The following is a 23,630-nucleotide window of genomic DNA, read 5'->3' as shown; positions in this document are numbered from 1 at the left end:
TTCATCGTGTGGGCGCACCACATGTTTACCACCGGCATGCCGGTCACCGCGCAACTGTTCTTCATGTACGCGACCATGCTGATCGCGGTGCCCACCGGCGTGAAGGTGTTCAACTGGATCGCGACGATGTGGAAGGGCTCGATGACCTTCGAAACCCCGATGCTGTTCGCGATCGGATTCATTTTCGTTTTCACGATGGGCGGCTTCACCGGCCTGATCCTGGCGGTCACCCCGATCGACATCCAGATGCAGGATACCTACTACGTGGTGGCGCACTTCCACTACGTGCTGGTGGCCGGCTCGCTGTTCGCGCTGTTCGCCGGCTTCTACTACTGGGCGCCGAAGTGGACCGGCTACATGTATAGCGAAACGCGCGGCAAAATCCACTTCTGGGGCTCGATCATTACCTTCAACATCACCTTCTTCCCGATGCATTTCCTCGGCCTGGCCGGCATGCCGCGCCGCTACGCGGACTATCCGGCGCAGTTTACGGATTTCAACATGATCGCGTCGATCGGCGCGTTCGGCTTCGGCCTGATGCAGGTGTACTTCCTGCTTGCGGTCGTGCTGCCTTCGATCAAGGGCGGCGTGAAGGCGGTCGACAAGCCATGGGACGGTGCGGAAGGCCTGGAATGGACAGTGCCGAGCCCGGCGCCTTTCCATACCTTTGAAACGCCGCCGGTAGTGAAGTAAATTGAAAAGGGCGGGCCCTGGCCCGCCCGCGCAACCATGTCCGAACCGAAGAAACCGAACAACCTGAAGACCGCACTGATCCTGGCATCGGTAGCGCTGGTGTTCGCGCTCGGCTTCGTCACCAAACGTCTTTGGCTGGGCTGATATGGAACAGCGGGAGCAAGACCAGCACCAACCCGGCACCGGACTGCTGAACCGGCAGATGCTCGCCAAGCTGTGCGTGATCGCGGTGATGATGTTCGGTTTCGGTTATGCGCTGGTGCCGATCTACAAGAAGATTTGCGAGCTGACCGGCGTGAACCTGCTGACCCCCAGGGATGCGATGGTGGGCGACATCAAGAACACGCAGGTCGACAAGAGCCGCCTGGTGACGGTGGAGTTCGATGCGACGGCACAGGGTCCATGGCGTTTCCGTCCCACGGTGTCGAGCGTGCAGGTGCATCCGGGCGAAATGGCGCAGGTGGTGTATGAAGTGGTGAACACGCAGGCGCGCGCGATCGACGCGCAGGCGATTCCGAGCTACGCGCCGCAGCAGGCGTCGGCCCATTTCAAGAAACTCGAATGTTTTTGTTTCAAGCAGCAAACGCTCGGCCCGAACGAGGCGAAGCAGATGCCGGTGGCGTTCTACATCGACCCGGCGCTGCCGCGGGAGGTCAAGACGATCACCTTGTCCTACACCTTCTTCGAAATCGGCGGCCCGGCCAAGAAGCAGGCAGGCGTGCAGGGCAAGGTAAATGGATGAGCTGAAACAGGCGGCACGGCGCAAGCCTTCCTTCGGGGCGACCATGAAGGCGGTGTTCTGGTCGTTTTTCGGCGTCAGGAAAAAGAGCGATTACGACAAGGACGCGCAGCAGCTCAATCCGGTCCATGTGATCATCGCCGGCCTGCTTGGCGCCTTGATTTTCATCGCGGTATTGCTGTTGGTGGTAAACGCTGTCGTCGCGAAATGATTATTTAAAATTTGTATTGGGAGATGGAGATGAATTCTCATCAGCAAGGTAGTGCGCCTTACTATTTCGTGCCGGGACCGTCGAAGTGGCCGGTTCTTGCCGGTGCCACGCTGCTCGTGACGATGGCCGGCGCCTCCGCCTGGGTCAACGGGGTGAGCTGGGGGCCGGCCGCCAATATCATCGGCATCCTTGGGCTGATCGTCGTGCTGTACAAGTGGTTCGGCGATGCGATCGCGGAATCCGAGGGTGGCCTGTACAGCGCGCGCATCGATACCTCTTACCGCTGGAGCATGAGCTGGTTCATCTTCTCCGAAGTGATGTTCTTCGCGGCATTCTTCGGCGCCCTGTTCTATGCCCGCAGCGTCACGCTGCCCTGGCTGGCCGACATCGATCACAAGGTCCTCTGGCCGGATTTCTCCGCGCAATGGGGCAACACGCCGGCGGGCACGATCGAGCCATTCGCGAAGATGGGGCCGTTCTGGATTCCTACCATCAATACCGCGCTGCTGCTCACTTCCGGCGTGACGCTGACCATCGCGCACCATGCGCTGCGCGCCGGCCACCGCGGCAAGACCGCGTTCTGGCTGGCGGCGACCATCATCCTGGGCGCGATCTTCATGGGCTTCCAGGCCTATGAATACGCGCATGCGTACAGCGACCTGAACCTCAAGCTGACCTCCGGCATCTACGGCTCGACCTTCTTCATGCTGACCGGCTTCCACGGCTTCCATGTGACGATGGGCGCGATCATGCTGGCGGTCGTGCTGTACCGCGTGCTGAAGGGGCACTTCACGCCGGATCACCACTTCGCGTTCGAAGGCGCCGCCTGGTACTGGCACTTCGTCGACGTGGTGTGGCTCGGCCTCTACGTCATCGTGTACTGGCTGTAAGCATGGGCTGACGCACAACAAAAAGCCGCACCCCGGGGTGCGGCTTTTTTGCTGCTGCAAGCACCGGTCAGCGGATGCCGGTCGGCTCGATCCAGCCTTGACTATAGGCGACAAGGATCAATATGAAGAGTGCGATCGAAAAGCCGACCCGAAACGCGAGCGCTTTCACCGTGCGGTTGCTCCTGCCCTTATCTCGCATCAGGAACACGAGCGCGGAGCCGAGGCTGGCGAGAATAAGGACGAAGGCAACGGCGACGAATATCTTCATAGGGTGTGCGAAACGTCGGGAAACAGGCTCTTGGAGAAAGAGACATTGTAATGCCAATGAAATTCCGCTTCAGGTGGATGCCGTTCATCGCTGCGATCGTGGCGGCGGCGATCGGCATTGCGCTGGGCCATTGGCAGACACGGCGCGCGACGGAAAAGGAAGCGATCGAAGCCAGGTTGCAGCAGCGCGCAGAGGCAGCGCCGCTGGCGTTGGACGGTTCGCTGCACAGCATCGAGGAGGCCGAGTTCCGCCGCGTGAGAGTGCAGGGGCAGTTCCTGCACGACTGGAACGTCTATCTCGACAACCGCCCCCATAACGGCGCGCCCGGTTTCTATGTGCTGACCCCGATGAGAATCGCGGGCTCGGACCAGCATGTGCTCGTCGCGCGCGGCTGGGTCAAGCGCGACATTGCCGATCGGACTAAACTTCCTGAGATTCCGGTGCCGCCGGGGCCGGTCGTGATCGAAGGAATGGCACGGCGTGCGCCCGGACACGTGCTGCAGCTCGGGAAAGCGGAGCCGCTGCGACCTGGGGCGATCGTGCAGAACGCCGACTCGGCCGCGGTAGGCGAGGCAGCCGGGCTGAAGATGGCGCCGTTCGTCGTCGAGCAGGTCTCCGAGACGCAGGATGGCCTGGTGCGCGACTGGCCGCGGCCGTCGTCCGGCGTGGACAAGCACCGCGGCTATGCATTCCAGTGGTACGCGCTTGCCGCAACCGCATTGATATTTTTTGTCGTGACAGGATTCCGACGTGGAACAAAGTAAGCAGAAGAACGCAGGACGCTGGAAGCTGTTCCTGGTGCTCGCCGTGTGCGCATCGCCGGTGATCGCTTCCTACCTGACCTATTACGTGATCAAACCGGAGGGCCGCACCAATTACGGCGCGCTGGTCGACCCGCGCGCCCATCCGATACCCGCCGCGCTCGGCGCAGTTTCGCTAGACGGCAAGCCCGCAAGCCTTGACGCCTACAAGGGGAAATGGGTGATGCTGCAGGTCGGCGATGCGGAGTGCGGCAACGACTGCCGCAAGCGGCTGTACGACATGCGTCAGCTGCGGCTGGCGCAAGGCAAGGACAAGGATCGCATCGAACGGGTCTGGCTGATTACCGACGACAAGCCGCTGGAAACGATGCTGATGCGCGAGTACGACGGCACGCACATGCTGCGGGCCCGGCCCGATTCGCTCAAGAGCTGGCTGCCGGCTGACAGCGGCACGACCGCCGCCGACCACATCTACATGATCGATCCGCTGGGGAACCTGATGATGCGGTTCCCGAAGGATGCCGATCCGAACAAGATCAAGAAGGACATCGCGAAGCTGTTGAAAGCCTCGCGCATCGGATGAGGAACGCATGCTGATCCAGCTCGCCATCATGGGATTGCTCGCGGCCTTGCTGCCACTGGCGCTGGTCTGGGTATCGCGCGACAGCAACAAGTACCGCAAGCTGGTCTGGGTGACGGTATTTCTCACCTTTGACCTCATCATGTTCGGCGCCTTCACCCGCCTGACCGATTCCGGTCTCGGCTGTCCCGACTGGCCCGGCTGCTACGGCCATGCCAACCCGCTCCAGGCGCACGACAGCATCAGCGCGGCCGAGGCGGCCATGCCACAGGGGCCGGTAACCGTGGTGAAGGCCTGGATAGAAATGATCCACCGTTACCTGGCTATGGGCGTGGGCGTGCTGATCATCGCGTCGATGGTGATCGCGTGGCGCGGTTGGCTCAGGTCGCGGCGGCGCGACGCGCTTTTCTCGCCCTGGCTGCCAACCTTCCTGTTCGGGTTCGTGTGCCTGCAGGGTGCGTTCGGCGCCTGGACGGTGACGCTGAAGCTGCAACCGGCGATAGTCACCACTCACCTGCTGCTCGGCATGGGGTTGCTGATGCTGCTGGCCTGGCTCGGCGCGCGGCAGAACCCGCCATCGGCAATCGCCGCGCAGGCTGCCCGGCTGCGTACGCCGGCGGCGGCCGTGTTGACCCTGCTGTTCGTGCAGATCGCGCTCGGCGGCTGGGTCAGCACCAACTACGCGGCACTGGCTTGCCTCGATTTTCCGCTTTGCCATGGCGAACTGGTGCCCGAGATGGATTTCGCAAATGGCTTCCACCTGTGGCGCGACCTGGGCAGGACGGCCGCCGGCGACTTCCTGCCTTTCCAGGCGCTGACCGCCATCCACTGGGTGCATCGCCTGTTCGCGTTCATCGTCTTCGCCGGCGTGGGCTGGCTGGCACTGAAGGCGCGCAACACGGCCGGGCTGGAACGTCTCGGCACCTGGCTGCTGATTGCCATCTGCGTGCAGTTCCTGACCGGCATGACGACGGTGTTCCTGAAATGGCCGCTCGCGCTTGCGGTGCTCCATAACGGCGGCGCGGCGGTCCTCGTGCTCCTTCTGACCATGCTCAACTACCAGGTCCGCATGACGGCGCAAACCGCGCCCGATCGGACCGCAACCCGGCTTTCCGCCGTCCGAGGTGCCACATGACCACACTGACCCTCTCTTCCAACCGACTTGCGCAGTACTGGGCGCTTACCAAGCCGCGCGTCACGCAGCTCGCGGTGTTTTGCGCGGTGATCGGCATGTTCCTCGCATCGCCCGACCTGCCCGACTGGCGCATCGTCGTCGCCGGCACGATCGGCATCTGGCTGCTGGCCGGCGCGGCATTCGCGGTGAACTGCCTGGTCGAGCGCGAAATCGATTCGCGCATGGCGCGCACCGCGCGCCGGCCGCTCGCGCGCGGCGACCTGACGGTAACGCAGACGCTGGTGTTTTCCGGCGTGATCGGCGGTGCCGGCATGTGGGTGCTGTTCAATTTCGTCAATCCGCTCACCATGTGGCTGACCTTCGCCACCTTCGTCGGCTATGCGGTGATCTACACCATGCTGCTCAAGCCGGCCACGCCGCAGAACATCGTGATCGGCGGACTGTCCGGGGCGATGCCGCCGGCGCTCGGCTGGGCCGCGGTGGCCAACGACGTGCCGATGGAAGCCTGGCTGCTGGTGCTGATCATCTTCGTGTGGACGCCGCCGCATTTCTGGTCGCTCGCGCTCTACCGCCGCAACGACTACGCGAAGTCCGGGCTGCCGATGCTGCCGGTGACGCATGGCCCGGAATTCACCCGGTTCCATGTCTGGCTGTACACCATCGCGCTGGTCGCCACCACCATGCTCCCGTACGCGGTGCAGATGAGCGGGCTGATCTACCTTGCAAGCGCCGCGATACTCGGCGCGATCTTTCTGGGGTATGCTTGGCAGATATACCGGCATTACACCGACCTGCTGGCGCGCAAGACCTTTGCCTATTCCATCGTCTACCTGTCGCTGCTGTTTGCCGCGCTGCTCCTCGACCATTACATCAAGATCTGAATACATGTTTCTCCGTAACGCATATCGTGCCGCAGCCCTTGCGCTGGCCACCGCCTGCCTTCTCCTGACTGCCTGCGACAAACAGGGAGAGGGCGCGCCCATGGTGCTGTCGCCGGCGCAGTCGTCGTTCAAGAATACCGACGTTACCGGACTGGACTACGCGAAGGAATTCGCGATGCCCGACCATAACGGCAAGATGCGCACGCTGGCGGACTTCAAGGGCAAGGCGGTGGTCGTGTTCTTCGGCTACATCCATTGTCCCGATGTCTGCCCGACGACCATGGCGGAAATGGCGAACGTGATGCAGCAGCTCGGCCCGATGGCTGACCGCGTGCAGGTGCTGTTCGTTACCGTCGACCCCGAGCGCGACACGCCGGAGCTGCTGTCGAAATACGTGCCGGCCTTCGACACCCGTTTCCTCGGGCTGTCGGGCAGCAAGGAGCAGACCGAAAAGATGGCGAAGGAATTTCGCGTCTTCTACCAGAAAGTGCCTGGCAAGGAACCGGGCGCCTATGCAATGGACCATACGGCCGGCAGTTACGTGTTCGACCCGCAGGGACGCCTGCGCCTGTTCGTGCGGCACGGGCAGGGGCCGGAGCCGATCGCGCATGACCTGAAACTGCTGCTGTCTTAGGAGCGGCCAGGAAGCGGCAGCGGGCGCGTCCCGCCGCATGCATATCCTGAATATTGATGCCAGCCCTTCCGGCGGTCCCGCTGCGAAGAGCGGCACTGCAGGAACACCAAAGAGATCCTTATCGGGCGTGGACCTGCTTCCTGGGCGACACCTTCGTTGATTCGGGCGCAGTAGTCATTGCCTGCCGCGTGCGCGCCGCGGCAGGGTTTCCTTTGACTGCAAAAATTGGCGATCGCAAACAGGGCAGCAAGACCCTGTCCCTGGCGCCCCCAATGTCAAGCCTGTGGCTCCGCCTTTATCGAAACGCCGGCGCGCAGATTCCTCTCGATCTTCAGTAATACGATCAGCAGAATCAGGCCGACAAAGCCCAGGAAAAGGACGCCGGCTGCATAGAGCGACCACATCGCTTGCGATTGCTTCATTTGCGCCTCCGCCGCAGCCTCGTTTTTCTTTGCTTCGATATCCGCCGCCTGCCGCTTGTATTCCTGCTTGTAGTGATTGAGGATCGCGTAAAACTCGCTGCCGAAGTTCGCCTTCAACCGGTCGATGGCTGCCTTATTCGTCTTCGTGGCATCCAGGATGCCGATGAACTGTTTGATGAACGCCCGGCCCAGTCGCGAGTCGTTCTCCAATTCATTGAAAAGACGCTGCACGGGTTCGTGGTTGACAGAAAAGCCCGGGTCGGTAGCCTTGCCCAGGTTCTCGACCGATGCGAGGAAACTGACGAATAGCGGATCTTTTGCCGCAGGTGCGTCAATGGATTGGCTCGCCTGGTCTCCCGGTGCATTCTCTGCGTCCTGCTTTGCCGGCGCCTTGTAGCTTTCCGGCGTCAGGACTATTTCGTCCCTTACCGGAACCGGCTGGGCATCGTGCTGGAGCAGGTAACGGACACCGAGCAGAACAGCAATGGCAATGGCGCCGGTTGCGGCCAGCAGGAACACAACGCGCAAAAACTGCAAATAACCGGATTCCACTTTCTGTACGAGCGACATTTATTCTCCTTGATATAAAACCAGTGACGCTGCGAGCAATCAGCAAACGTGGGCGGCATTACATCGAACGCGGGCAAGCCACGCAACCCATATTTATGGGAGAGGGGAATGAACGGGGATCCGGCCTGGCGTAAGCGACGGGGAATCCCGGCTGCATTATGCCGGGTCACATCCCGTCGTAGTGCCCCTGAATCAGCCGGTAGAACCAAAACGCTTCGCTTTGAGCGATGAGATGATCGAGACGCGCCGGCGACTGTCCTGTAACCCGCCGGACCTCGCGCCCCATATGCGACTGATCCGCGAAACCGGCATCGCTCGCGAGTCCCGCAAGATCGAGGGCATTGGCCCTGCGGTGCTCTCCGGAGCGAGCCATGACCTCCTCCACGCGGGCGAATAGCTGCAAGTCGCGGTGGCTCTGACCGGTCCAGCCTTTGATGCGTCGCTGGATCTGGCGCATTCCCGTGCCTGCCGTCGAAAACGCCGCCCGCGTCGCCAATGACCGGACCCAGTCGCCCATGCGCGCAGCGGCGCCGGAGGACGGGGCGTGCCAGAGCGGACGGAGACGATTCTCCAGGCAATGGAAGCGGTCTGCGCCGTCATTCGCCTCGAAAAGCGCATTGCATGCTTCCAGAAACGCGCCGCCGGCAACTTCCTTCAGCGGCAGAATCTGATCGAGGAGCGGTTCGATGCCGGTTCCGCAAAGCCTGCCCAGCGCTTCGGGGTAAAACGCGACAGACAGCGCATATACCGGCCCCGGCGACCAGCTTGCGCTGGGAACGCTCTGTGGTCCGGAAATGACCACGCGAGGCAGCGACGGTCCGAGTATCGCACGGCTGGCGGGGCCTTGCCCTTCCACCATATGGAGCTCGCCCTCGAATATCCAGGAAACCAGTGCCATCGGCGTCGCCGGGTAATAGTTGAACCGCTCGGAATCCGACAGGGTAGTGCCGCGCGTATCGCGCTCGACGCCCGCGAAGATGCAGGAGCCGAGATCCGGATGCGGCAGAAGCAAGCGTGCCAAGCCTGAAGAAGCCATTGTCGTTTCCGTTCTATATGACAGATGCGGGCGGCGGCAGAATCACGAGCGTACTGACATCGGAGCCTGACCATGCCAAAACCGGTATTCCAGGGGCGTATCTTACACAAGACACGCAGCCTGCTTGTCTATGTTCTTACCTCGCTTGCCGTCCGTATCCGCCGTCTGTCCGGGCGGCCGCTCGTGCCCGAATGGACGCCGCTGTTCGAGATCGGAACCCTCTTCTGGCGGGCACAATTCAATCATGCCCTCGCCCTGAAGGACATCAGGGAGGGCAGGGCGTATTTCGACAGCTTGTACACCATCCCCGATATACCGCCGGAGGTTGAGGTGCGTCCCGCTAAGGCGGGCGAGCCGCGCGGCGACTGGTTTGTCCCGCGTGTGCGCAAAAGCGGCGTGACCATGCTTTATTTTCACGGTGGCGGTTACACGTTCTACGCCGCGGTCACGCGCCATTTCATCGCGATGCTTGCCGGGAAGCTGGGAGTCGCTATTTTCGCGCCCGATTACCGCCTCACCCCGGAGCACCCGCATCCCGCGCAGATCGAAGACGGCCTGGCGGCCTATCAGTTTCTTCTGGCGCAGGGCGTGGACCCGCGCCAGCTGATCATATGCGGGGATTCCGCCGGCGGACACCTGGCCCTGATGACGCTGGTACAGCTGCGCGCGTCAGGCTTGCCGCAACCCGCGCTCGCAGTCGGACTGAGCCCGTGGACGGATACCGGGCGCCGCGGTGAAAGCCAGTTCGGCAATGATCGCTACGATATGGTGCAGGGATATATGACCTTGCAGTTCGCAGCCTGGCTCAAGGGCGGCGGGCATATTGCGGATGCCGAGCTGTCGCCGATCAATCAGGATTTTCACGGGCTCGCTCCCATTTACCTGCAGGCGGGAGCAAAAGAGATACTGGTGGACATGATCCGGGATTTTGCGGGCACCGTGGAATCCCAGGGAGGGCGGGTGCGCCTGGATGTGTGGACCCACATGACCCATGAGTTCCATGCGTACGGGGATGACTTGCCGGAAAGCCGGCAGGCAATCGAGCGGATCCAGGCAGCAATCTCGTGGGCGACCAAGGAGGGGCGACCCGATTTTCCCGCATCCTCGCAGACCGAAGTCGATTGCCTTGCGCGCAGGGAAAGCAGCGCCCTTTACGATTCGCGCGTGCCGGCTTGAACCGCCTTTTCGATTTTTGTCGTGATGGCGTCCCGGGAGCCCGGCCTCTTAGAGGCGAAGACGGACAAGCGGACCGAGACGCGTAAGCAGGCCCCAGAAAGCACAAGGCCACCGATTTCTCGGTGGCCTTGTTTGCATCGGGCACGTCAAAAAGCCGGCCGCAAGTTATGCGTATGCCGCCAGCGTGCCTTTCATCTTCTTCAGTGCCGCGCTTTCGATCTGGCGGATGCGTTCGGCGGAAACGCCGAATTCCTCAGCCAGTTCATGCAGCGTGGCGCCCGAGCCATCGTCGTTCGACAGCCAACGCGCTTCGACGATGCGGCGCGAGCGCGGGTCGAGCTTGTCGAGCGCCGCCTCCAGGCCTTCCGACTGCAGCCGGTCGTACTGCTTCGCTTCCAGCGCCTTGGTCGGCTCGGTGGTGTCGGACGACAGGTAGGCGATGGGAGCAAACTTGTCGTCTTCGTCGTCGCTCGGCGCATCCAGCGCGATGTCATGGCCCGACATGCGGGTTTCCATCTCGATCACTTCCTCGCGCTTGACGTTGAGCGACTTGGCCAGGTCGTCGACCTGGGTCGGCGTCATCGCATCCAGGCTTTCCTTGTGGCTGCGCAGGTTGAAGAACAGCTTGCGCTGAGCCTTGGTGGTTGCGATCTTGACCAGCCGCCAGTTCTTCAGGATGTATTCATGGATTTCGGCCTTGATCCAGTGCATCGCGTAGGACACCAGGCGTACGCCCTGATCGGGATCGAAACGCTTGACTGCCTTCATCAGCCCGATGTTGCCTTCCTGGATCAAATCGGCATGCGGCAAGCCGTAGCCGAGGTAACCGCGCGCGATCGACACAACCAGTCGCAGATGCGACATCACCAGTTTCTGCGCGGCGGCAAGATCATTGTTCTCGCGCAAACGACGGGCAAGCGAGGTCTCTTCTTCCTGCGTGAGCATCGGAATGCGGTTGACCGCCGAGATGTACGCCTCGATGTTGCCCAGGCTGCCCGGAAAACCGAGTGTCAGGGCATGACTTCCCATCGGAACCAATGCGGTTTGTGTAGAAGTTGCTTTCATCGTTTCTCCTTGCTTTTCAGCGGATATCCGCCCAACGTCGGGTGGCTTGCTGAGTTCGACACTATATTAGCACTCTCTTTGGGGGAGTGCTAATACGGGTTCTTAACCGCATTGATAGAAGGGGGCTATGGCGAAAAGAGGGTTAATTGTTCAAACTGACTCTAAATGAGTGGCGCCAGGAAAAGTTGTGAAAAATCAAAATACTGCTCGAAAGGAAGCATTCTCCCCTTACGCCAGCTTCGCCAGATGCCTGCGTACCGACAGCAGCGCGCCCAGCAGGCCAAGGCCGGCGCTCATTGCAAGCATTGCAACAGTTGCCGTCGATCCTAGCGGAGTCAGCCGGAATTCCGACGCGTACAGTCGCGCAAACTCGGCCACTGCGCTGTTGAGCGGTTGCAGCGAGGCGGCCACCGCGCCCAGCGCGAGCAAGCCGGCGCACAATCCGAGCAGAGCGCCGGTGTAGTAGAACGGCCGGCAGATGTAGGCGTTGGTTGCGCCGAACATCCTGCATACCTCGATCTCGTCACGCTGGGTCATCACCTGCAGGCGGATGGTATTGAATACGACCGCCACCACCACCACCGCCAGCGTGCCCGCAAGGAAGAGCAGCGCAAGCCGCAATACCTGCATCAGCGCCGCCAGCCGTTTTACCCACGCTGAGTCGATCTGGACGTATTCGACACCGGGCAGTGCCTTGAGTTGCGCTGCCAGCGCATCGACTCTTGCCGCATCTTCGCCGGTGCGTACGCCGGACAGCTTCAGTACATAGCCATCTGGCAAAGGGTTTTCCCCGAGCGCCGTTATCGCGTCGGCAATCCCGCTCTTGTTCTTGAGCAGGTTGAGCGCATGCTCGCGCGGGATGAATTCGATCTTGCCGTTCCTTCCGGACTCCTGCAGGCTGCGCCGGATTTGCGGCGCGAGTGCGGTGGCGCGCTCGCGCGGCGTGTCGACCGCCAGGAAAACGCTGATTTCCGGTTCCACCGCAAGCTGCTCCGATACCGGGCGCACGTTCTCGAGCAGCGTGAGGCCGGCGAACGGCAGCGCCAGCGCGATCGCCACCACCAGCACGTTGAGCGCGAAACTGCCCGGCGCGCGCGCAAGGTGCTTGAATGCATCGGCCAGCGCCACCAGGTGCTGCCTGAGCCAGGTCGTCATGCGGCACCCCGCAGCAGGTCGCCGGCAGGCGTCGGCATCAACCGCCCGTGTTCCAGGTAGATGATGCGTGGCGCATTGGCAAGGATGGCTTCATCGTGCGTCGCGATCAGGCAGGTCACGCCGGCATCGTGAAAGGCTTTCAGCGCGTCCATTACCTTCTTCGCGCTGCCGCGGTCCAGGTTCGCGGTCGGCTCGTCGGCAAGGATGATCTGCGGCCGGTTGACGATGGCGCGCGCGATCGCCACGCGCTGCTGCTCGCCGCCGGACAGCGTCATCGGGTCGGCGCCGGCCTTGTCCAGCAGCCCGACCTTGTCGAGCGCGGCGCGCGCCCGTTTTTCGGCTTCGGCGCCGGCCGTGCCGGTCACCTGCAGCGGCAGCATCACGTTGGTGAGCACGCTGCGGTCGTTCAGCAGGCATTGCGGCTGGAAGATCAGGCCGAGGTTGCGCCGCAGGTAAGGCAGGCCGGAAGCGTTCAAGCTGCCGACATCCTGGCCGTTGACCGAGACGGTGCCCGCGCTCGGCCGCTCCATGACGGCGATCATCTTCAGCAGGGTCGACTTGCCGGCGCCGGAGGGGCCGGAAAGGAATACCAGTTCGCCCCTGCCGATCGTGAGGTTGATGTCGGCCAGCGCCGACGTGCCGCGTCCATATTGCTTGGAGACGTTATTGAATTCGATCATGAGAGCAGGGCGTCGACGAATTCTTCGGCGTTGAACGGCTGCAGGTCTTCGATCTTTTCGCCGATGCCGATGAAATAGACGGGCACCGGGCGGGTCTTCGCGATCGCGGCCAGCACGCCGCCCTTGGCGGTGCCGTCGAGCTTGGTGATCACCAGGCCGGTGAGCTGCAGCGCGTCGTCGAAGGCTTTCACCTGCGCCAGCGCATTCTGTCCGGTATTGCCGTCGATGACCAGCAGCACCTCATGCGGCGCCTTTTCCATGCCCTTGCCGATCACACGCTTGACCTTCTTCAACTCTTCCATCAGGTGCAGCTGCGTCGGCAGGCGGCCGGCGGTGTCGACCATGACGACATCGACGCCGCGCGCGCGCGCCGACTGCACCGCGTCGAACGCCACCGCAGCCGGATCGCCCGATTCCTGCGCAATCACCGTGACGTTGTTGCGTTCGCCCCAGATCGCCAGTTGCTCGCGCGCCGCGGCGCGGAAAGTGTCGCCTGCGGCCAGCAGCACCGATTGCCGGTGCGCCTGCAGGTGCTTGGCGAGCTTGCCGATGGTGGTGGTCTTGCCGGCGCCGTTGACGCCGGCAATCATCATGACCAGCGGCTGTTCGCGGCCCAGCACCATCGGCTTTTGCAGCGGCGTGAGCATGTCGATCAGCAGCGTGCGCAGCGCGGTCTTGACCTGCTGCGCGTCGGTCAGCTTTTCGGCCTTCACCTTTTTCTTGAGCGTGTCGAGCAGGAATTGCGTCGCTTCCACGCCGGCGTCGGAGACCAGCAGCGCGGACTCGAGTTCTTCGTAGAGCTCGTCGTCGATCCGGGCGCCGACGAACAGCGTGGTCAGGTTGGTCGAGGTCTTGGACAGGCCGGCCTTGAGCCGCTGCATCCAGGATTTTTTCTGCTCGGGCGGCGGCGGCTCGGCGGGGACGATTTCGCCTTCTTCTTCCGGAGCCGTCAGGGCCGCTGCGGGAACAGGCGTTGCTACCGATGCGGGCACGGGCGCGGAAACCGGTGCCGCCGCGGGTGTGGGAACCGGTGCCGGTGCGGGTGTGGGAACCGCTTCGGGGGTGGCGACGGGCGCCGGTGCCGGGGCAGGCGCAGCGACCGGCGCAGCGGCAGGCACCGCCGGCGCGGGCTCGATTACCGGCTCCGGAACAGGGGCGGGTGCCGCAGGCGTGTCCCGCTTGAACAGGTTCAGCCAGGAAGATTTCTGTTCCGCAGGCTGTGGTGCGGCAGCGGCAGCGGGCGCGGGCGCTTCCGCGGCTTCCGGCTGGGGCGCGGCTTCCTGCGGCGCTGCAGGCGTGTCTTTCGGTTTTTTCTTGAAGAAACTAAACATCGGAGCAGGGAAGGATGGCAGTCCGGGGCGCGCAAAGCATCGCCGCAGAAAGAAGATACAATCGGAGCCTCATTTCGCGCGCGGCCACCGGGTTGCGCCGCCGCAACGAATCAGTCCTCTATTTTATCAGAGCGGAGATTATGAAATTCCGGATCGCTTTATTGCTGTCGGTATGGGTGCTGGGCTTGCTCCCAACCGCACTGCGCGCCGAGTCGGCGCACGAATTCATGTTGAAGAACGGCATGAAAGTCATCGTCAAGGAAGACCATCGCGCACCGACGGTGGCGCACATGATCTGGTACAAGGCCGGGTCCATGGATGAGCACAACGGCGTGACCGGTGTGGCACATGCGCTCGAGCACATGATGTTCAAGGGCACCAAGACGCTCAAGCCGGGCGAATTCAGCCAGCGCGTCGCCGCCCTGGGCGGGCGCGAGAATGCGTTCACGAGCAAGGATTACACCGCCTACTTCCAGCAGATCGAGAAATCCAAGCTGGAAAAGGTAATGGCGCTGGAAGCGGACCGCATGGCCAACCTGGTGCTCAACAAGGACGAGTTTTCGCGCGAGATCCGGGTCGTGATGGAGGAACGCCGCTGGCGCACCGAAGACCAGCCGATCCCGCTGGTGTATGAAACGCTGAATGCGACCGCCTTCACCGCCCATCCTTACCATCACCCGGTCGCCGGCTGGATGAGCGACCTGGCGAGCATGACGGTGCAGGACGCGCAAGCCTGGTACGACCGCTGGTATGCGCCGAACAATGCGGTGATGGTGGTGACCGGTGACGTCGACGCCAAGCGGGTGCTGGCGCTGGCGGAAAAGCACTTCGGCAAGATCCCGCGCAAGGCGGTTCCGGTGACCAAGCCGCAGGAAGAGCCGCCGCAGCGCGGCGCGCGCCGCATCACCGTGAAGGCGCCGGCGGAAAACCCCTACGTGGTGCTCGCGTTCAAGGTGCCGCGGTTGCGCGACGTCGAGAAGGACGACGATTCGCATGCGCTGGATGTGCTGGCGGCAATCCTCGACGGCTACGACAATGCGCGCCTGAATGCAAAGCTGGTCCGTACCGAGCGGGTTGCCAATTCAGCGGGTGCCGGCTACTCGAACATCGCGCGCGGGCCGGTGCTGTTCCTGCTCGACGGCACGCCGACGGCCGGTACCACCACCGAGCAGCTCGAAAAGCTGCTGCGCGCCGAAGTCGAGCGCATCGCAAAGGAAGGCGTGTCCGATCAGGAGCTCAAGCGCGTGAAGACGCAGCTGATTGCCGGGCAGATCTACAAGCGCGATTCGATCTTCGGCCAGGCGATGGAAATCGGCACGATGGAGATGGCCGGCCTGTCGCACACCAAGATCGACCGCATCATCGACAAGCTGAAGGAAGTGACCGCCGAGCAGGTGCAGGCGGTCGCGCAGAAATATTTCGGCGACGATGCACTGACGGTGGCGACGCTGGTGCCGCTGCCGCTCTCCGAGAAGAAGACGCCTGCGCCGCCCAAGGGGCTGCGCCACTGATTGCGGGAAGGATCAACATGAAACGATTTCTGATGGTATGTGTGCTCGCCTTTGCGGGCATAGCGCCGGCCCAGGCCGCGCTCAAGATCCAGTCATGGACGCTGGCCAACGGCGCCAAGGTGCTGTTCGTCGAAAGCCGCTCGATTCCGATTCTCGACATCAGCGTCGAGTTCGATGCCGGCGCGCGCCGCGACCCGCAGGGAAAGGCCGGCACCGCATCCCTGACCAATGCCATGCTCGCGCGCGGCCTGCGCGAGGCGACCACCCCCTTCGCCGAGCCGGCAATGACGGAAGCGCAGATTTCGGATGCGTTTGCCGACGTAGCGGCGCAACGCGGCGGCGGCGCCGGCAGCGACCGCGCGGGCGCCAGCCTGCGTACGCTGTCGAGCCGGGCCGAACGCGACGCATCGGTCAGCCTGCTGGCGCGCATCCTCGCGCATCCGAGCTTTCCGGAAAACTTCCTTGCCCGCGACAAGGCGCGCGTGATCGCCGCAATCAAGGAAGACGAAACCAAGCCGGAGTCGATCGCGGGCAAGGCCTTCTGGCGGCTGGTCTACGGCCGCCATCCGTATGCGCAGCAGGAGACCGTGCCATCCGTCGAGGCCATCGGCCGCGACGACCTGGTCGCCTTCCATGCAAGGCACTATGTCGCCAACCGCGCGGTGATCTCGATGATCGGGGACATCACTCGCGCCGAGGCGGACGCGATCGCGCAGCAGCTGACCGCGCGCCTGCCGCAGGGCGAGCCGCTGCCGGCACTGCCGGCGGTGGAGCCGGCGCCGGCGGTCGAGGAACGCATTCCGCACCCGGCGTCGCAGGCGCACATCCTGACCGGCATGCCGGCGGTGGCGCGCGGCGACGCCGACTACTTTCCCCTGCTGGTCGGCAATTACACGCTGGGCGGCGGCGGCTTCGTGTCGCGCCTGACGCACGAGGTACGCGAAAAGCGCGGGCTGTCGTACAGCGTGTACAGCTTTTTCAGCCCGCTGGCGCAGCCCGGCCCGTTCCAGGCGGGCTTCCAGACGCAGAAGGAGCAGGCCGATGAGGCGCTCAAGGTGGTGCGCGACACGATCGCCGCGTTCCTGCGCGACGGCCCCACCGCGCAGGAGCTGAAGGCGGCAAAGGACAACCTGATCGGCGGTTTCGCGCTGCGCATCGATAACAACAGGAAGATCCTCGACAACATCGCGGCGATCGGTTTCTACAACCTGCCGCTCGACTATCTCGATACCTGGACCGCAAAGGTGGACCAGGTCACGGTGGCCGACATCAAGGCGGCATTCCAGCGCAAGCTGGGGCTGGAGAAGATGTCGACGGTCATCGTCGGTAACGGGAATTAAGGCCGTGCAAAGAAGAAGTCCCGGAAAAAACGCGCAGCCGCCCCGCTCCGGCGGGCCGGCGCGCCAGGTCCGCATCATCGGCGGCCAGTGGAAGCGCACACCCTTGCCGGTGCTGGATGCGGAAGGGCTGCGGCCAACCCCGGACCGGGTGCGCGAAACGGTGTTCAACTGGCTCAGCCATCTGCTCGACGGCGCGTGGGAACAGGTTGCCTGCCTCGACCTGTTCGCCGGCACCGGCGCGCTCGGCTTCGAGGCCGCGAGCCGGGGCGCGGCGCGCGTGGTGATGGTGGAAGACAACGCGGCGGCGGTGCGCCAGCTGGAGGCGAACAAGGCCAAGCTGAAGGCGGAACAGGTAGTCATCCGGCGCGGCGATGCGCTGGCTGCCGCTACGACCCTGGCCGCCGGCGAGGGCGGGGGATTCCGCGTGATCTTCCTCGACCCGCCTTACCATCGCGAATGGCTGGTGAAAATACTGCCGCTGTGCGAACGGCTGTTGGCCGATGGCGGCTTGGTATATGCTGAAGCTGAATCGGCGCTTGACGGCGATGCGCAACCGGAATGGATGCGCGGCTGGGAAGTGGTGCGTTCGGACAAGGCGGGCATGGTTTTCTACCACTTGCTTCGGCGCAATGCCGACGCCCCGATTTAGGGCATAATGCGCGTTCCGGAATTTTTCTCTTAGGGCAGGGAGCCGCGATGGTTACAGCTGTTTACCCAGGAACGTTCGATCCGCTCACACGCGGCCACGAGGATTTGGTGCGCCGTGCGTCCGGCCTGTTCGACAAGCTGGTGGTGGGCGTGGCCGACAGCAAGGCCAAGCGTCCCTTCTTTTCCCTGGACGAGCGCCTGTCGATCGCCAACGAGGTGCTCGGGCATTACCCGAATGTGCAGGTGGAAAGCTTTTCCGGCCTGCTCAAGGATTTCGTGCGCGCGCATGATGCGAGGGTGATCGTGCGCGGCCTGCGAGCGGTGTCCGACTTCGAATACGAGTTCCAGATGGCCGGCATGAACCGCTATCTGCTGCCGGATGTCGAAACCCTGTTCCTGACGCCGTCCGACCAGTACCAGTTCATTTCCGGCACCATCGTGCGCGAAATCGCAACCCTGGGCGGCGACGTTTCCAAATTTGTATTCCCGTCAGTCGAGCGCTGGCTGAAGGGAAAGCTTGCGGCAGGAAGCAAGTAAGTCATACAGTCAGAGAGAGCAGTCAGAGGCAGCCATGGCGTTGATGATTACGGACGAATGCATTAATTGCGACGTGTGCGAGCCGGAGTGCCCGAACGACGCGATTTCCATGGGGCCGGTGATTTACATGATCGATCCCGACAAGTGCACCGAATGCGTCGGCCACTACAACGAGCCGCAATGCCAGGAAGTCTGCCCGGTCGATTGCATTCCTTTCAATCCCGCAAGGCGCGAGAGCCGCGAAGAACTGCAGGCGAAATACGAGCGCCTGCAGGCCGAAAAGCAGGAAACCTGATCAGCGCGCGGCGGCGGCAACCACGCGGTTGCGGCCGCCGGCTTTCGCCTGGTAGAGCGCGACGTCGGCGCGCGCGACGAATTGCTGCGCCGCTTTTTCCAGTGTTTCGTCAGCCTGCGGCGGCGGCAGGGCAGCCACGCCGATCGATACCGTCACATCCAGTTGCTGGCCGCTCTGCAGCGATAGCGGATGTTCGGCCACGCTCTGCCGGATCCGTTCGGCGACGTTGCTCGCGTCCGCCGGTTCCGTCTCGGTCAGCAGCACCACGAATTCCTCCCCGCCGAAGCGGCCGAGCGCATCGCTCAGTCGCAGCTCCGCCTTGATTCGTCCCGCCACCGCGCGCAGCACCTCGTCGCCGGCCTGGTGGCCGATGCTGTCGTTGATCTGCTTGAAATGATCGATGTCGATATACAGGCAGGACAGCGGCGTCTCCTGCCGGCGGCTGCGGACCACCTCTTCCAGCAGCCGGCGCTCGACATAGCGCCGGTTGTTCACGCCGGTCAGCGGATCGGTCAGCCCGATATGCTTGAGCCGCTCGTTGTTGATCACGTTCTCGAGGCAGATCGCGACAATGCACGCCATATGCTCGATGAAGTCGGTCGCCATGCCCGGCTTGAACCGGTTCGCATCCGCGCTGCCGAGGTTCAGGGCGCCGATCAGGCGGCCGTGCCGCGACAGCGGGACGACCGCGGCGCTGGCGGGCGGCGCGATCGGTTCCGGGAACATGAGGCCGAACAGCTGTTCGCTGTAGCCGCCCAATACCGGTCTGGAAAGCCTGTCGGCCAGTTCGCCGAACTCAGATTCTTCCTGCAGGAAGAACAGCTGCGGCAGGTCGCACAGGTTCATGTTCAGCTGCACGAGGATGCGACGGATGTCGTATTGCGCGTCCAGCATCGCCAGCGTCACGACATCGAGGCCGGCGGTGCGCGGAAAGGTGTGGAACAGGGTGTCGGTCAGCGCCTGGAAGCTGTCTGCGGCGATCAGCTGGAGGTCGAGCGTCTGGTGGCGCTGCAGGATTTCCTGGTTCTTCTGCGCGTTCGCGATCAGCTCTGCCAGCTGCGCGCGTAATTGCCGATTTTCCTTTGCCAGCTCTTGCGACATGGACGCTCCGGAGGGAAGTCAACAGCGCCGCATGGCTGGATGCCGAGGCCCCGCAAAAGAAACGAAAGAGAAACGGGACAAGCGCGTGGTCAAAATACTACCAGCGTGACGGCGCCGGCTGCAACCGGCGCGGCGCGTGCGGCAACGCTCAGAACGCCAGCGTCATCTCGACCTCTTGCCCGACGCGCAGGACCTGGCCCTCGCCTTCGAGCAGGATGGCATTCATCCCGAAGGTGATGCCGCCATCCACCCTGGGGTTGGCGCGGTAGCTCCTCAGGATGTCGAGCGGGTCGGGGCCGAACTCGCCGCGGCTCTGGTCGACCGACGGCATCGGGCAGCGCGCGCAGGGCTTCACAGGCTTGATCTTCGCGTCGCCGATGCGGAACGACTCGGCGACATCTTCGTCGAAGGCCTCGATGCCGCTGATGACGATGTTCGGGCGGAAGCGGTTCATCGGCAGCGCCGCCCGGCCCTGCGCCTCCAGCTTGCCGTTCAGGTCGGCCAGCGATGCCTCGGAAATGACCAGCATCGGGAAGCCGTCGGAAAACAGCGTGGGCGCATCGGCGCCGCCGGTCCACTTCGCGCTCGCCGCACGCCTGGCGTTTGCATGGAAGCGCACCAGCCGGCAGGGTGTCCCAAGGAAGCGGGAAAACCAGACGGCGGTGGTCTCGTCGCAGTCGTAGGCTTCCACGCTGTCGTCCCAGACGCGCACCGAAAGCGTCTTCTCCTCTTCCGGATCGGGCAGGCCGAGCGGGATTTCCAGCCGCAGCATGCCGGGCGCGCGCAATTCCAGCGTATCGGCCTTGATGCGCGGCGCCACCAGCGCGAGCTTCGGGAAGTCGCGCTGCGTCATGAACCCGCCCCGCTCGTCCACGACCATCCATTCGCGGTCGTAGATGTTCTCGACCATCAGGCCGGCAGGCGTCAGCGTGGCCTCGCGCAGCGCGATGCCGGCGCAGGACTTGATCGGATAGAGGTTCAGTTCGGTGAGTGTCGGCATGCTCGGGCGCGCTGGAGGCGTGGATCAGACGTTGAACAGGAAGTTGAGCACATCGCCGTCCTTGACGATGTATTCCTTGCCTTCGGCGCGCATCTTGCCCGCTTCCTTCGCGCCCTGTTCACCCTTGTAGGTGATGAAGTCGTCGTAGGAGATGGTCTGCGCGCGGATGAAGCCGCGTTCGAAGTCGGTATGGATCACGCCGGCGGCTTGCGGCGCAGTGGCGCCGATCGGCACCGTCCATGCGCGCACTTCCTTCACGCCGGCGGTGAAATAGGTCTGCAGGCCGAGCAGCTTGAAGCCGGCGCGGATCAGGCGGTTCAGGCCGGGTTCGTCCATGCCCATGTCAGCCAGGAACGCGCCCTTGTCTTCCTCTTCCAGGTCGGCGATTTCCGCCTCGATCGCGGCGCAGATCGCCACGATCGGCGCATTCTGCTCGGCCGCGTACGCAGTGAGCTGGTCGAGCAGCGGGTTGTTGGTGAAGCCGTTATCGGCGACGTTGGCGACATACATCGCCGGCTTGGCGGTGATCAGGCAAAGGGATTTGATCAAAGCCATTTCCTCGGCATCGAGTCCCATCGCGCGCACCGGCCTGGCTTCGTTCAGCTGCGGCACGATGCGCTCGAGCAGGCCGACCAGCTTGATCGCTTCCTTGTCGCCTGCCTTGGCCTTCTTGCTTTCGCGCTGGAGCGCCTTCTCGACGGTGCCGAGGTCGGCCAGCGCCAGTTCGGTCTGGATCACCGCGATGTCGTCGAGCGGGCTGACCTTGCCGGCGACGTGCACCACGTTCGGGTCCTCGAAGCAGCGCACCACGTTGACGATCGCGTCGGTCTCGCGGATGTGCGCGAGGAACTGGTTGCCCAGGCCTTCGCCCTTGGACGCGCCGGCGACCAGGCCGGCGATGTCGACGAATTCCACCACGGCGGGCACGATGCGCTCCGGCTTGACGATTTCCGACAGGGCCTTCAGGCGCTGGTCCGGCACTTCGACGATGCCGACATTGGGCTCGATGGTGCAGAAGGGATAGTTTTCCGCCGCGATGCCGGCTTTGGTCAGCGCGTTGAACAGGGTGGATTTGCCGACGTTAGGCAGGCCGACGATGCCGCATTTGAGACTCATGGTGTTTACTTCGGTAAATGTTTGAATTAACCCGCTATTTTACCGTAGCGGCGGGGTGGTTCAGAGCGGCTGTACCCTTGCCGGGTCCGGTTTGGCAATAAATTCCGCCAGGTCGTCGCGCAAACGTGCGCCTTCCCCCATGGCCAGCTTCCAGTTCAGGATACGGAAGTCATGGTTCAAGCCGTAATACAGGAAGTCGTTCCGGTCCGGCAGTTTACTGCGTGACAAGGTTTGCAGGAAGGCAGTTGTCGGCGACAACAGGACCACGTTGTCCAGCCAGCTGCTGTTGCGCCCGATATGGGCACGGCGCCAGGGCAGGGTCTTGTCCAGCCAGCCAGGCACGATCTGCGTGCCGAAATGCGGGTACAGCACCAGGCCGCCGTCCGGTTTGCCGGCCAGGCGGGAATAGGGAAGCGCCAGATGGTAGTCGATCAGGCCGCCATCCCAATAGGTGCCGTCCGGCGCACCGGCGAGCGCACGCACCGGCTCCATCGTGAAGGGCAGGGTGCCCGACGCGAGCAGCGCGTCGGCGAGGTTGGCGCCGGAAAGCGGCGCGAACTGCGTGTCGAAGGCATCGAACCTCGCCTTCAGCCAGAATGCCGGGTCGCGTTCGTCGCTGACCACCACCCGCGCCAGATGGTGGGCGAGCTGCGAGCGGGACAGCAGGTTGCCGAGCACGGCCAGGCCGAAGCCTGCGCTCACCGAGAGATTGCGGCGCGGCGCCTTCAGCAGCCGGCGTCCGCGCGACACCAGGATCTGCAGGCGATGGTGCGGGTGGCTGGCGATCTGGTCGGCATGCTCTCCGACGAAGTCGGCCAGCAGGGCGCGGCAGGCGGAGGAAATGTGCGCGGCGCTCGGGCGGCGCGGGTAGCGCTGGCCGCAGTAAAGGTCTCCGAGGCGTTCGAAGGCGGCCACCGGGTCGGGCTGGCACGCGGCAGCCATGCGCCAGGCGCCGATAGATGCGCCGATCAGGGTGCGTTCGCGCGGTGCGGACGGCAGCCAGGAGCCGAACAGCCACTGGTCCATTTTCTGGAAGATCAGGCCTTTCGGGCCGCCGGCCGCCGCGGGAATGACGGCGATGTCCTGCGCGCGCAGGCCGTGCTCGCGGATGTGCGCGAGTGCCTTCGGACCGGCGTGTATCGCGAGCGCCTTCATGTGCGCCGCGTTATTTCGCGCTCGAATGCAGCTTCATCATCGCCGCCTCGAACTTCCCTTCGCACAGCATCGGGATCACGTCCAGGCACTTGTCGAGCGCATCGTTGATCGCTGCCTGCTCTTCCTTGCGCGGACGGTGCAGCACATAGTCGACCACCGGTTGCTGCAGGTTTGCGGTGCGCGGATGGCCGATGCCGATGCGCATGCGCCAGTAGTCCTGTGTGCCGAGCGCGGCGGTGATGTCCTTCAAGCCGTTGTGTCCGCCGGAGGAGCCGCCTTTCTTGATTTTCGCGGCGCCCGGCGGCAGGTCGAGTTCGTCATGCACCACCAGGATGTCTTCCGCTGCGATCTTGTAGAAGCGCGCGAGCGCGCCGACCGACTGGCCGGAGCGGTTCATGTAGGTCTGCGGTTCGAGCAGCCAGACTTCCTGGCCGGCAATCGCTGTCTTCGCGGCCAGTGCGTTATAGCGCGACTCGCGCGCAAGGCGGCCGCCGGCCAGGTTGTCGACCAGCCAGAAGCCCGCATTGTGGCGGGTTTGTTCGTATTCAGGGCCCGGGTTGCCGAGGCCGACGATGAGGCGGATGGGCATGGGAGTGCATGTCCTGTTTCTGAGCCCGGGCAGGGTTCCCGGGAAAAGGCTTGATTATCCGGTAAGTTGCGCTTGCGCGTCCAACTCGCGGGCTTGAAAAACAAAAACCCC

The 23,630-nt window shown here is 63.5% G+C and carries 28 protein-coding genes; 16 read left to right on the top strand and 12 right to left on the bottom strand.

What is annotated here, in order from left to right:
* From VEC01_RS00600 to VEC01_RS00580, 5 genes are all read left to right on the top strand, one after another.
* Positions 1–693: cbb3-type cytochrome c oxidase subunit I (locus VEC01_RS00600; RefSeq protein WP_324897704.1), on the top strand; the 693-nt coding region annotated here is incomplete at its 5' end.
* Between the two features lie 36 nt (positions 694–729).
* Complete coding sequence (locus VEC01_RS00595) at positions 730–837, top strand: cytochrome oxidase small assembly protein (RefSeq protein ID WP_324897702.1); 108 nt, start codon at positions 730–732, stop codon at positions 835–837.
* A 1-nt stretch (position 838) separates the two neighbouring features.
* Positions 839–1,435: a cytochrome c oxidase assembly protein gene (locus tag VEC01_RS00590; RefSeq protein ID WP_324897700.1), complete on the top strand. Its 597-nt coding sequence runs from the start codon at positions 839–841 to the stop codon at positions 1,433–1,435.
* On the top strand, positions 1,428–1,643 hold the full coding sequence (locus VEC01_RS00585) for a DUF2970 domain-containing protein (RefSeq protein WP_324897698.1): 216 nt from the start codon (positions 1,428–1,430) through the stop codon (positions 1,641–1,643). Before VEC01_RS00590 ends, VEC01_RS00585 begins: the two co-directional genes overlap by 8 nt.
* 23 nt (positions 1,644–1,666) lie before the next feature.
* Positions 1,667–2,533, top strand: a complete 867-nt coding sequence (locus VEC01_RS00580) for a cytochrome c oxidase subunit 3 (RefSeq protein ID WP_324897696.1) — start codon at positions 1,667–1,669, stop codon at positions 2,531–2,533.
* 67 nt (positions 2,534–2,600) lie between these two features.
* Here VEC01_RS00580 and VEC01_RS00575 read toward each other — a convergent pair whose 3' ends face one another.
* Positions 2,601–2,801, bottom strand: a complete 201-nt coding sequence (locus tag VEC01_RS00575; RefSeq protein WP_324897694.1) for a twin transmembrane helix small protein — start codon at positions 2,799–2,801, stop codon at positions 2,601–2,603.
* Positions 2,802–2,851: 50 nt separating this feature from the next.
* On the opposite strand from VEC01_RS00575, the gene VEC01_RS00570 reads away from it, so the two are divergent.
* The 5 genes from VEC01_RS00570 to VEC01_RS00550 are packed head-to-tail and all read left to right on the top strand — an operon-like array spanning position 2,852 to position 6,792.
* A complete protein-coding gene (locus VEC01_RS00570; protein WP_324897692.1) occupies positions 2,852–3,565 on the top strand; it encodes an SURF1 family protein in 714 nt (237 codons plus the stop codon).
* A complete protein-coding gene (locus tag VEC01_RS00565) occupies positions 3,552–4,145 on the top strand; it encodes a cytochrome C oxidase subunit I (RefSeq protein WP_324897690.1) in 594 nt (197 codons plus the stop codon). The genes VEC01_RS00570 and VEC01_RS00565 overlap by 14 nt, the downstream gene beginning before the upstream one ends.
* A gap of 7 nt (positions 4,146–4,152) precedes the next feature.
* A complete protein-coding gene (locus tag VEC01_RS00560) occupies positions 4,153–5,277 on the top strand; it encodes a COX15/CtaA family protein (protein WP_324897688.1) in 1,125 nt (374 codons plus the stop codon).
* Entirely contained in the window at positions 5,274–6,158 is an 885-nt protein-coding gene (gene cyoE / locus VEC01_RS00555; protein WP_324897686.1) for a heme o synthase, read from the top strand. Before VEC01_RS00560 ends, cyoE begins: the two co-directional genes overlap by 4 nt.
* Positions 6,159–6,162: 4 nt before the next feature.
* Positions 6,163–6,792: an SCO family protein gene (locus VEC01_RS00550; RefSeq protein WP_414691396.1), complete on the top strand. Its 630-nt coding sequence runs from the start codon at positions 6,163–6,165 to the stop codon at positions 6,790–6,792.
* 275 nt (positions 6,793–7,067) lie between these two features.
* On the opposite strand, the gene VEC01_RS00545 is transcribed toward VEC01_RS00550, so the two are convergent.
* Both VEC01_RS00545 and VEC01_RS00540 read right to left on the bottom strand, forming a co-directional pair.
* The gene (locus tag VEC01_RS00545) at positions 7,068–7,784 is read right to left on the bottom strand and encodes a hypothetical protein (RefSeq protein WP_324897684.1); all 717 of its coding nucleotides are present in this window, start codon (positions 7,782–7,784) and stop codon (positions 7,068–7,070) included.
* Positions 7,785–7,950: 166 nt separating this feature from the next.
* The gene (locus VEC01_RS00540) at positions 7,951–8,820 is read right to left on the bottom strand and encodes a helix-turn-helix domain-containing protein (RefSeq protein ID WP_324897682.1); all 870 of its coding nucleotides are present in this window, start codon (positions 8,818–8,820) and stop codon (positions 7,951–7,953) included.
* Positions 8,821–8,892: 72 nt separating this feature from the next.
* Between VEC01_RS00540 and VEC01_RS00535 the strand changes: the two genes are divergently transcribed.
* Positions 8,893–9,996, top strand: coding sequence for an alpha/beta hydrolase (locus tag VEC01_RS00535; RefSeq protein ID WP_324897681.1), 1,104 nt, complete (start codon positions 8,893–8,895; stop codon positions 9,994–9,996).
* Positions 9,997–10,161: 165 nt separating this feature from the next.
* Here the strand turns inward: VEC01_RS00535 and rpoH are convergent, their stop codons facing one another.
* The 4 genes from rpoH to ftsY form a co-directional block, all read right to left on the bottom strand.
* Positions 10,162–11,061, bottom strand: a complete 900-nt coding sequence (rpoH, locus tag VEC01_RS00530; RefSeq protein ID WP_324897679.1) for an RNA polymerase sigma factor RpoH — start codon at positions 11,059–11,061, stop codon at positions 10,162–10,164.
* Between the two features lie 228 nt (positions 11,062–11,289).
* A complete protein-coding gene (gene ftsX, locus VEC01_RS00525; protein WP_324897677.1) occupies positions 11,290–12,216 on the bottom strand; it encodes a permease-like cell division protein FtsX in 927 nt (308 codons plus the stop codon).
* On the bottom strand, positions 12,213–12,896 hold the full coding sequence (locus VEC01_RS00520; RefSeq protein WP_324897675.1) for a cell division ATP-binding protein FtsE: 684 nt from the start codon (positions 12,894–12,896) through the stop codon (positions 12,213–12,215). The genes ftsX and VEC01_RS00520 overlap by 4 nt, the downstream gene beginning before the upstream one ends.
* A complete protein-coding gene (gene ftsY / locus VEC01_RS00515; protein WP_324897673.1) occupies positions 12,893–14,227 on the bottom strand; it encodes a signal recognition particle-docking protein FtsY in 1,335 nt (444 codons plus the stop codon). Before ftsY ends, VEC01_RS00520 begins: the two co-directional genes overlap by 4 nt.
* 140 nt (positions 14,228–14,367) lie before the next feature.
* Here ftsY and VEC01_RS00510 point away from each other — a divergent pair, with 140 nt between their 5' ends.
* From VEC01_RS00510 to VEC01_RS00490, 5 genes are read left to right on the top strand one after another with little or no spacing between them, the layout of a single operon-like run.
* Positions 14,368–15,738 (top strand): pitrilysin family protein, encoded by a 1,371-nt coding sequence (locus VEC01_RS00510; RefSeq protein ID WP_324897671.1) that lies wholly within the window; start codon positions 14,368–14,370, stop codon positions 15,736–15,738.
* Positions 15,739–15,755: 17 nt separating this feature from the next.
* Positions 15,756–17,078, top strand: a complete 1,323-nt coding sequence (locus VEC01_RS00505) for a pitrilysin family protein (RefSeq protein WP_324897669.1) — start codon at positions 15,756–15,758, stop codon at positions 17,076–17,078.
* A gap of 4 nt (positions 17,079–17,082) precedes the next feature.
* The gene (rsmD, locus tag VEC01_RS00500) at positions 17,083–17,727 is read left to right on the top strand and encodes a 16S rRNA (guanine(966)-N(2))-methyltransferase RsmD (protein WP_324897667.1); all 645 of its coding nucleotides are present in this window, start codon (positions 17,083–17,085) and stop codon (positions 17,725–17,727) included.
* 47 nt (positions 17,728–17,774) lie between these two features.
* Entirely contained in the window at positions 17,775–18,263 is a 489-nt protein-coding gene (coaD, locus tag VEC01_RS00495; RefSeq protein WP_324897665.1) for a pantetheine-phosphate adenylyltransferase, read from the top strand.
* A gap of 34 nt (positions 18,264–18,297) precedes the next feature.
* Positions 18,298–18,558 carry a YfhL family 4Fe-4S dicluster ferredoxin gene (locus VEC01_RS00490; protein WP_324897663.1) on the top strand — a complete coding sequence of 87 codons (261 nt, stop codon included), beginning with the start codon at positions 18,298–18,300 and terminating at the stop codon, positions 18,556–18,558.
* On the opposite strand, the gene VEC01_RS00485 is transcribed toward VEC01_RS00490, so the two are convergent.
* From VEC01_RS00485 to pth, 5 genes are all read right to left on the bottom strand, one after another.
* A complete protein-coding gene (locus VEC01_RS00485; RefSeq protein WP_324897660.1) occupies positions 18,559–19,659 on the bottom strand; it encodes a GGDEF domain-containing protein in 1,101 nt (366 codons plus the stop codon). It abuts the gene before it with no gap.
* Between the two features lie 148 nt (positions 19,660–19,807).
* A complete protein-coding gene (locus VEC01_RS00480; protein ID WP_324897658.1) occupies positions 19,808–20,659 on the bottom strand; it encodes an MOSC domain-containing protein in 852 nt (283 codons plus the stop codon).
* 24 nt (positions 20,660–20,683) lie between these two features.
* The gene (gene ychF / locus VEC01_RS00475; protein ID WP_324897656.1) at positions 20,684–21,775 is read right to left on the bottom strand and encodes a redox-regulated ATPase YchF; all 1,092 of its coding nucleotides are present in this window, start codon (positions 21,773–21,775) and stop codon (positions 20,684–20,686) included.
* A gap of 60 nt (positions 21,776–21,835) precedes the next feature.
* A complete protein-coding gene (locus tag VEC01_RS00470) occupies positions 21,836–22,930 on the bottom strand; it encodes a patatin-like phospholipase family protein (RefSeq protein WP_324897654.1) in 1,095 nt (364 codons plus the stop codon).
* 10 nt (positions 22,931–22,940) lie between these two features.
* Entirely contained in the window at positions 22,941–23,519 is a 579-nt protein-coding gene (gene pth, locus VEC01_RS00465) for an aminoacyl-tRNA hydrolase (protein ID WP_324897652.1), read from the bottom strand.
* Positions 23,520–23,630: the final 111 nt, after the last annotated feature.

The sequence above is a fragment of the Noviherbaspirillum sp. genome, assembly GCF_035627455.1.
Taxonomy (GTDB): domain Bacteria; phylum Pseudomonadota; class Gammaproteobacteria; order Burkholderiales; family Burkholderiaceae_D; genus Noviherbaspirillum.
The sequence above is the reverse complement of the archived record's forward strand: the minus strand, read 5'-3'. Positions and strand labels throughout refer to the sequence as shown.

Bases quoted from the DNA above. Each gene is read 5' to 3' on its own strand.
- cyoE (WP_324897686.1), top strand. From the start codon at position 5,274: ATGACCACACTGACCCTCTCTTCCAACCGACTTGCGCAGTACTGGGCG.
- VEC01_RS00490 (WP_324897663.1), top strand. From the start codon at position 18,298: ATGGCGTTGATGATTACGGACGAATGCATTAATTGCGACGTGTGCGAG.
- VEC01_RS00505 (WP_324897669.1), top strand. From the start codon at position 15,756: ATGAAACGATTTCTGATGGTATGTGTGCTCGCCTTTGCGGGCATAGCG.
- VEC01_RS00535 (WP_324897681.1), top strand. From the start codon at position 8,893: ATGCCAAAACCGGTATTCCAGGGGCGTATCTTACACAAGACACGCAGC.
- VEC01_RS00510 (WP_324897671.1), top strand. From the start codon at position 14,368: ATGAAATTCCGGATCGCTTTATTGCTGTCGGTATGGGTGCTGGGCTTG.
- VEC01_RS00540 (WP_324897682.1), bottom strand. From the start codon at position 8,820: ATGGCTTCTTCAGGCTTGGCACGCTTGCTTCTGCCGCATCCGGATCTC.
- VEC01_RS00575 (WP_324897694.1), bottom strand. From the start codon at position 2,801: ATGAAGATATTCGTCGCCGTTGCCTTCGTCCTTATTCTCGCCAGCCTC.
- VEC01_RS00545 (WP_324897684.1), bottom strand. From the start codon at position 7,784: ATGTCGCTCGTACAGAAAGTGGAATCCGGTTATTTGCAGTTTTTGCGC.
- ftsX (WP_324897677.1), bottom strand. From the start codon at position 12,216: ATGACGACCTGGCTCAGGCAGCACCTGGTGGCGCTGGCCGATGCATTC.
- VEC01_RS00520 (WP_324897675.1), bottom strand. From the start codon at position 12,896: ATGATCGAATTCAATAACGTCTCCAAGCAATATGGACGCGGCACGTCG.
- pth (WP_324897652.1), bottom strand. From the start codon at position 23,519: ATGCCCATCCGCCTCATCGTCGGCCTCGGCAACCCGGGCCCTGAATAC.
- VEC01_RS00470 (WP_324897654.1), bottom strand. From the start codon at position 22,930: ATGAAGGCGCTCGCGATACACGCCGGTCCGAAGGCACTCGCGCACATC.
- VEC01_RS00585 (WP_324897698.1), top strand. From the start codon at position 1,428: ATGGATGAGCTGAAACAGGCGGCACGGCGCAAGCCTTCCTTCGGGGCG.
- ftsY (WP_324897673.1), bottom strand. From the start codon at position 14,227: ATGTTTAGTTTCTTCAAGAAAAAACCGAAAGACACGCCTGCAGCGCCG.
- VEC01_RS00590 (WP_324897700.1), top strand. From the start codon at position 839: ATGGAACAGCGGGAGCAAGACCAGCACCAACCCGGCACCGGACTGCTG.
- VEC01_RS00560 (WP_324897688.1), top strand. From the start codon at position 4,153: ATGCTGATCCAGCTCGCCATCATGGGATTGCTCGCGGCCTTGCTGCCA.
- VEC01_RS00595 (WP_324897702.1), top strand. From the start codon at position 730: ATGTCCGAACCGAAGAAACCGAACAACCTGAAGACCGCACTGATCCTG.
- VEC01_RS00570 (WP_324897692.1), top strand. From the start codon at position 2,852: ATGCCAATGAAATTCCGCTTCAGGTGGATGCCGTTCATCGCTGCGATC.
- VEC01_RS00480 (WP_324897658.1), bottom strand. From the start codon at position 20,659: ATGCCGACACTCACCGAACTGAACCTCTATCCGATCAAGTCCTGCGCC.
- VEC01_RS00550 (WP_414691396.1), top strand. From the start codon at position 6,163: ATGTTTCTCCGTAACGCATATCGTGCCGCAGCCCTTGCGCTGGCCACC.
- ychF (WP_324897656.1), bottom strand. From the start codon at position 21,775: ATGAGTCTCAAATGCGGCATCGTCGGCCTGCCTAACGTCGGCAAATCC.
- VEC01_RS00485 (WP_324897660.1), bottom strand. From the start codon at position 19,659: ATGTCGCAAGAGCTGGCAAAGGAAAATCGGCAATTACGCGCGCAGCTG.
- coaD (WP_324897665.1), top strand. From the start codon at position 17,775: ATGGTTACAGCTGTTTACCCAGGAACGTTCGATCCGCTCACACGCGGC.
- rpoH (WP_324897679.1), bottom strand. From the start codon at position 11,061: ATGAAAGCAACTTCTACACAAACCGCATTGGTTCCGATGGGAAGTCAT.
- VEC01_RS00580 (WP_324897696.1), top strand. From the start codon at position 1,667: ATGGAGATGAATTCTCATCAGCAAGGTAGTGCGCCTTACTATTTCGTG.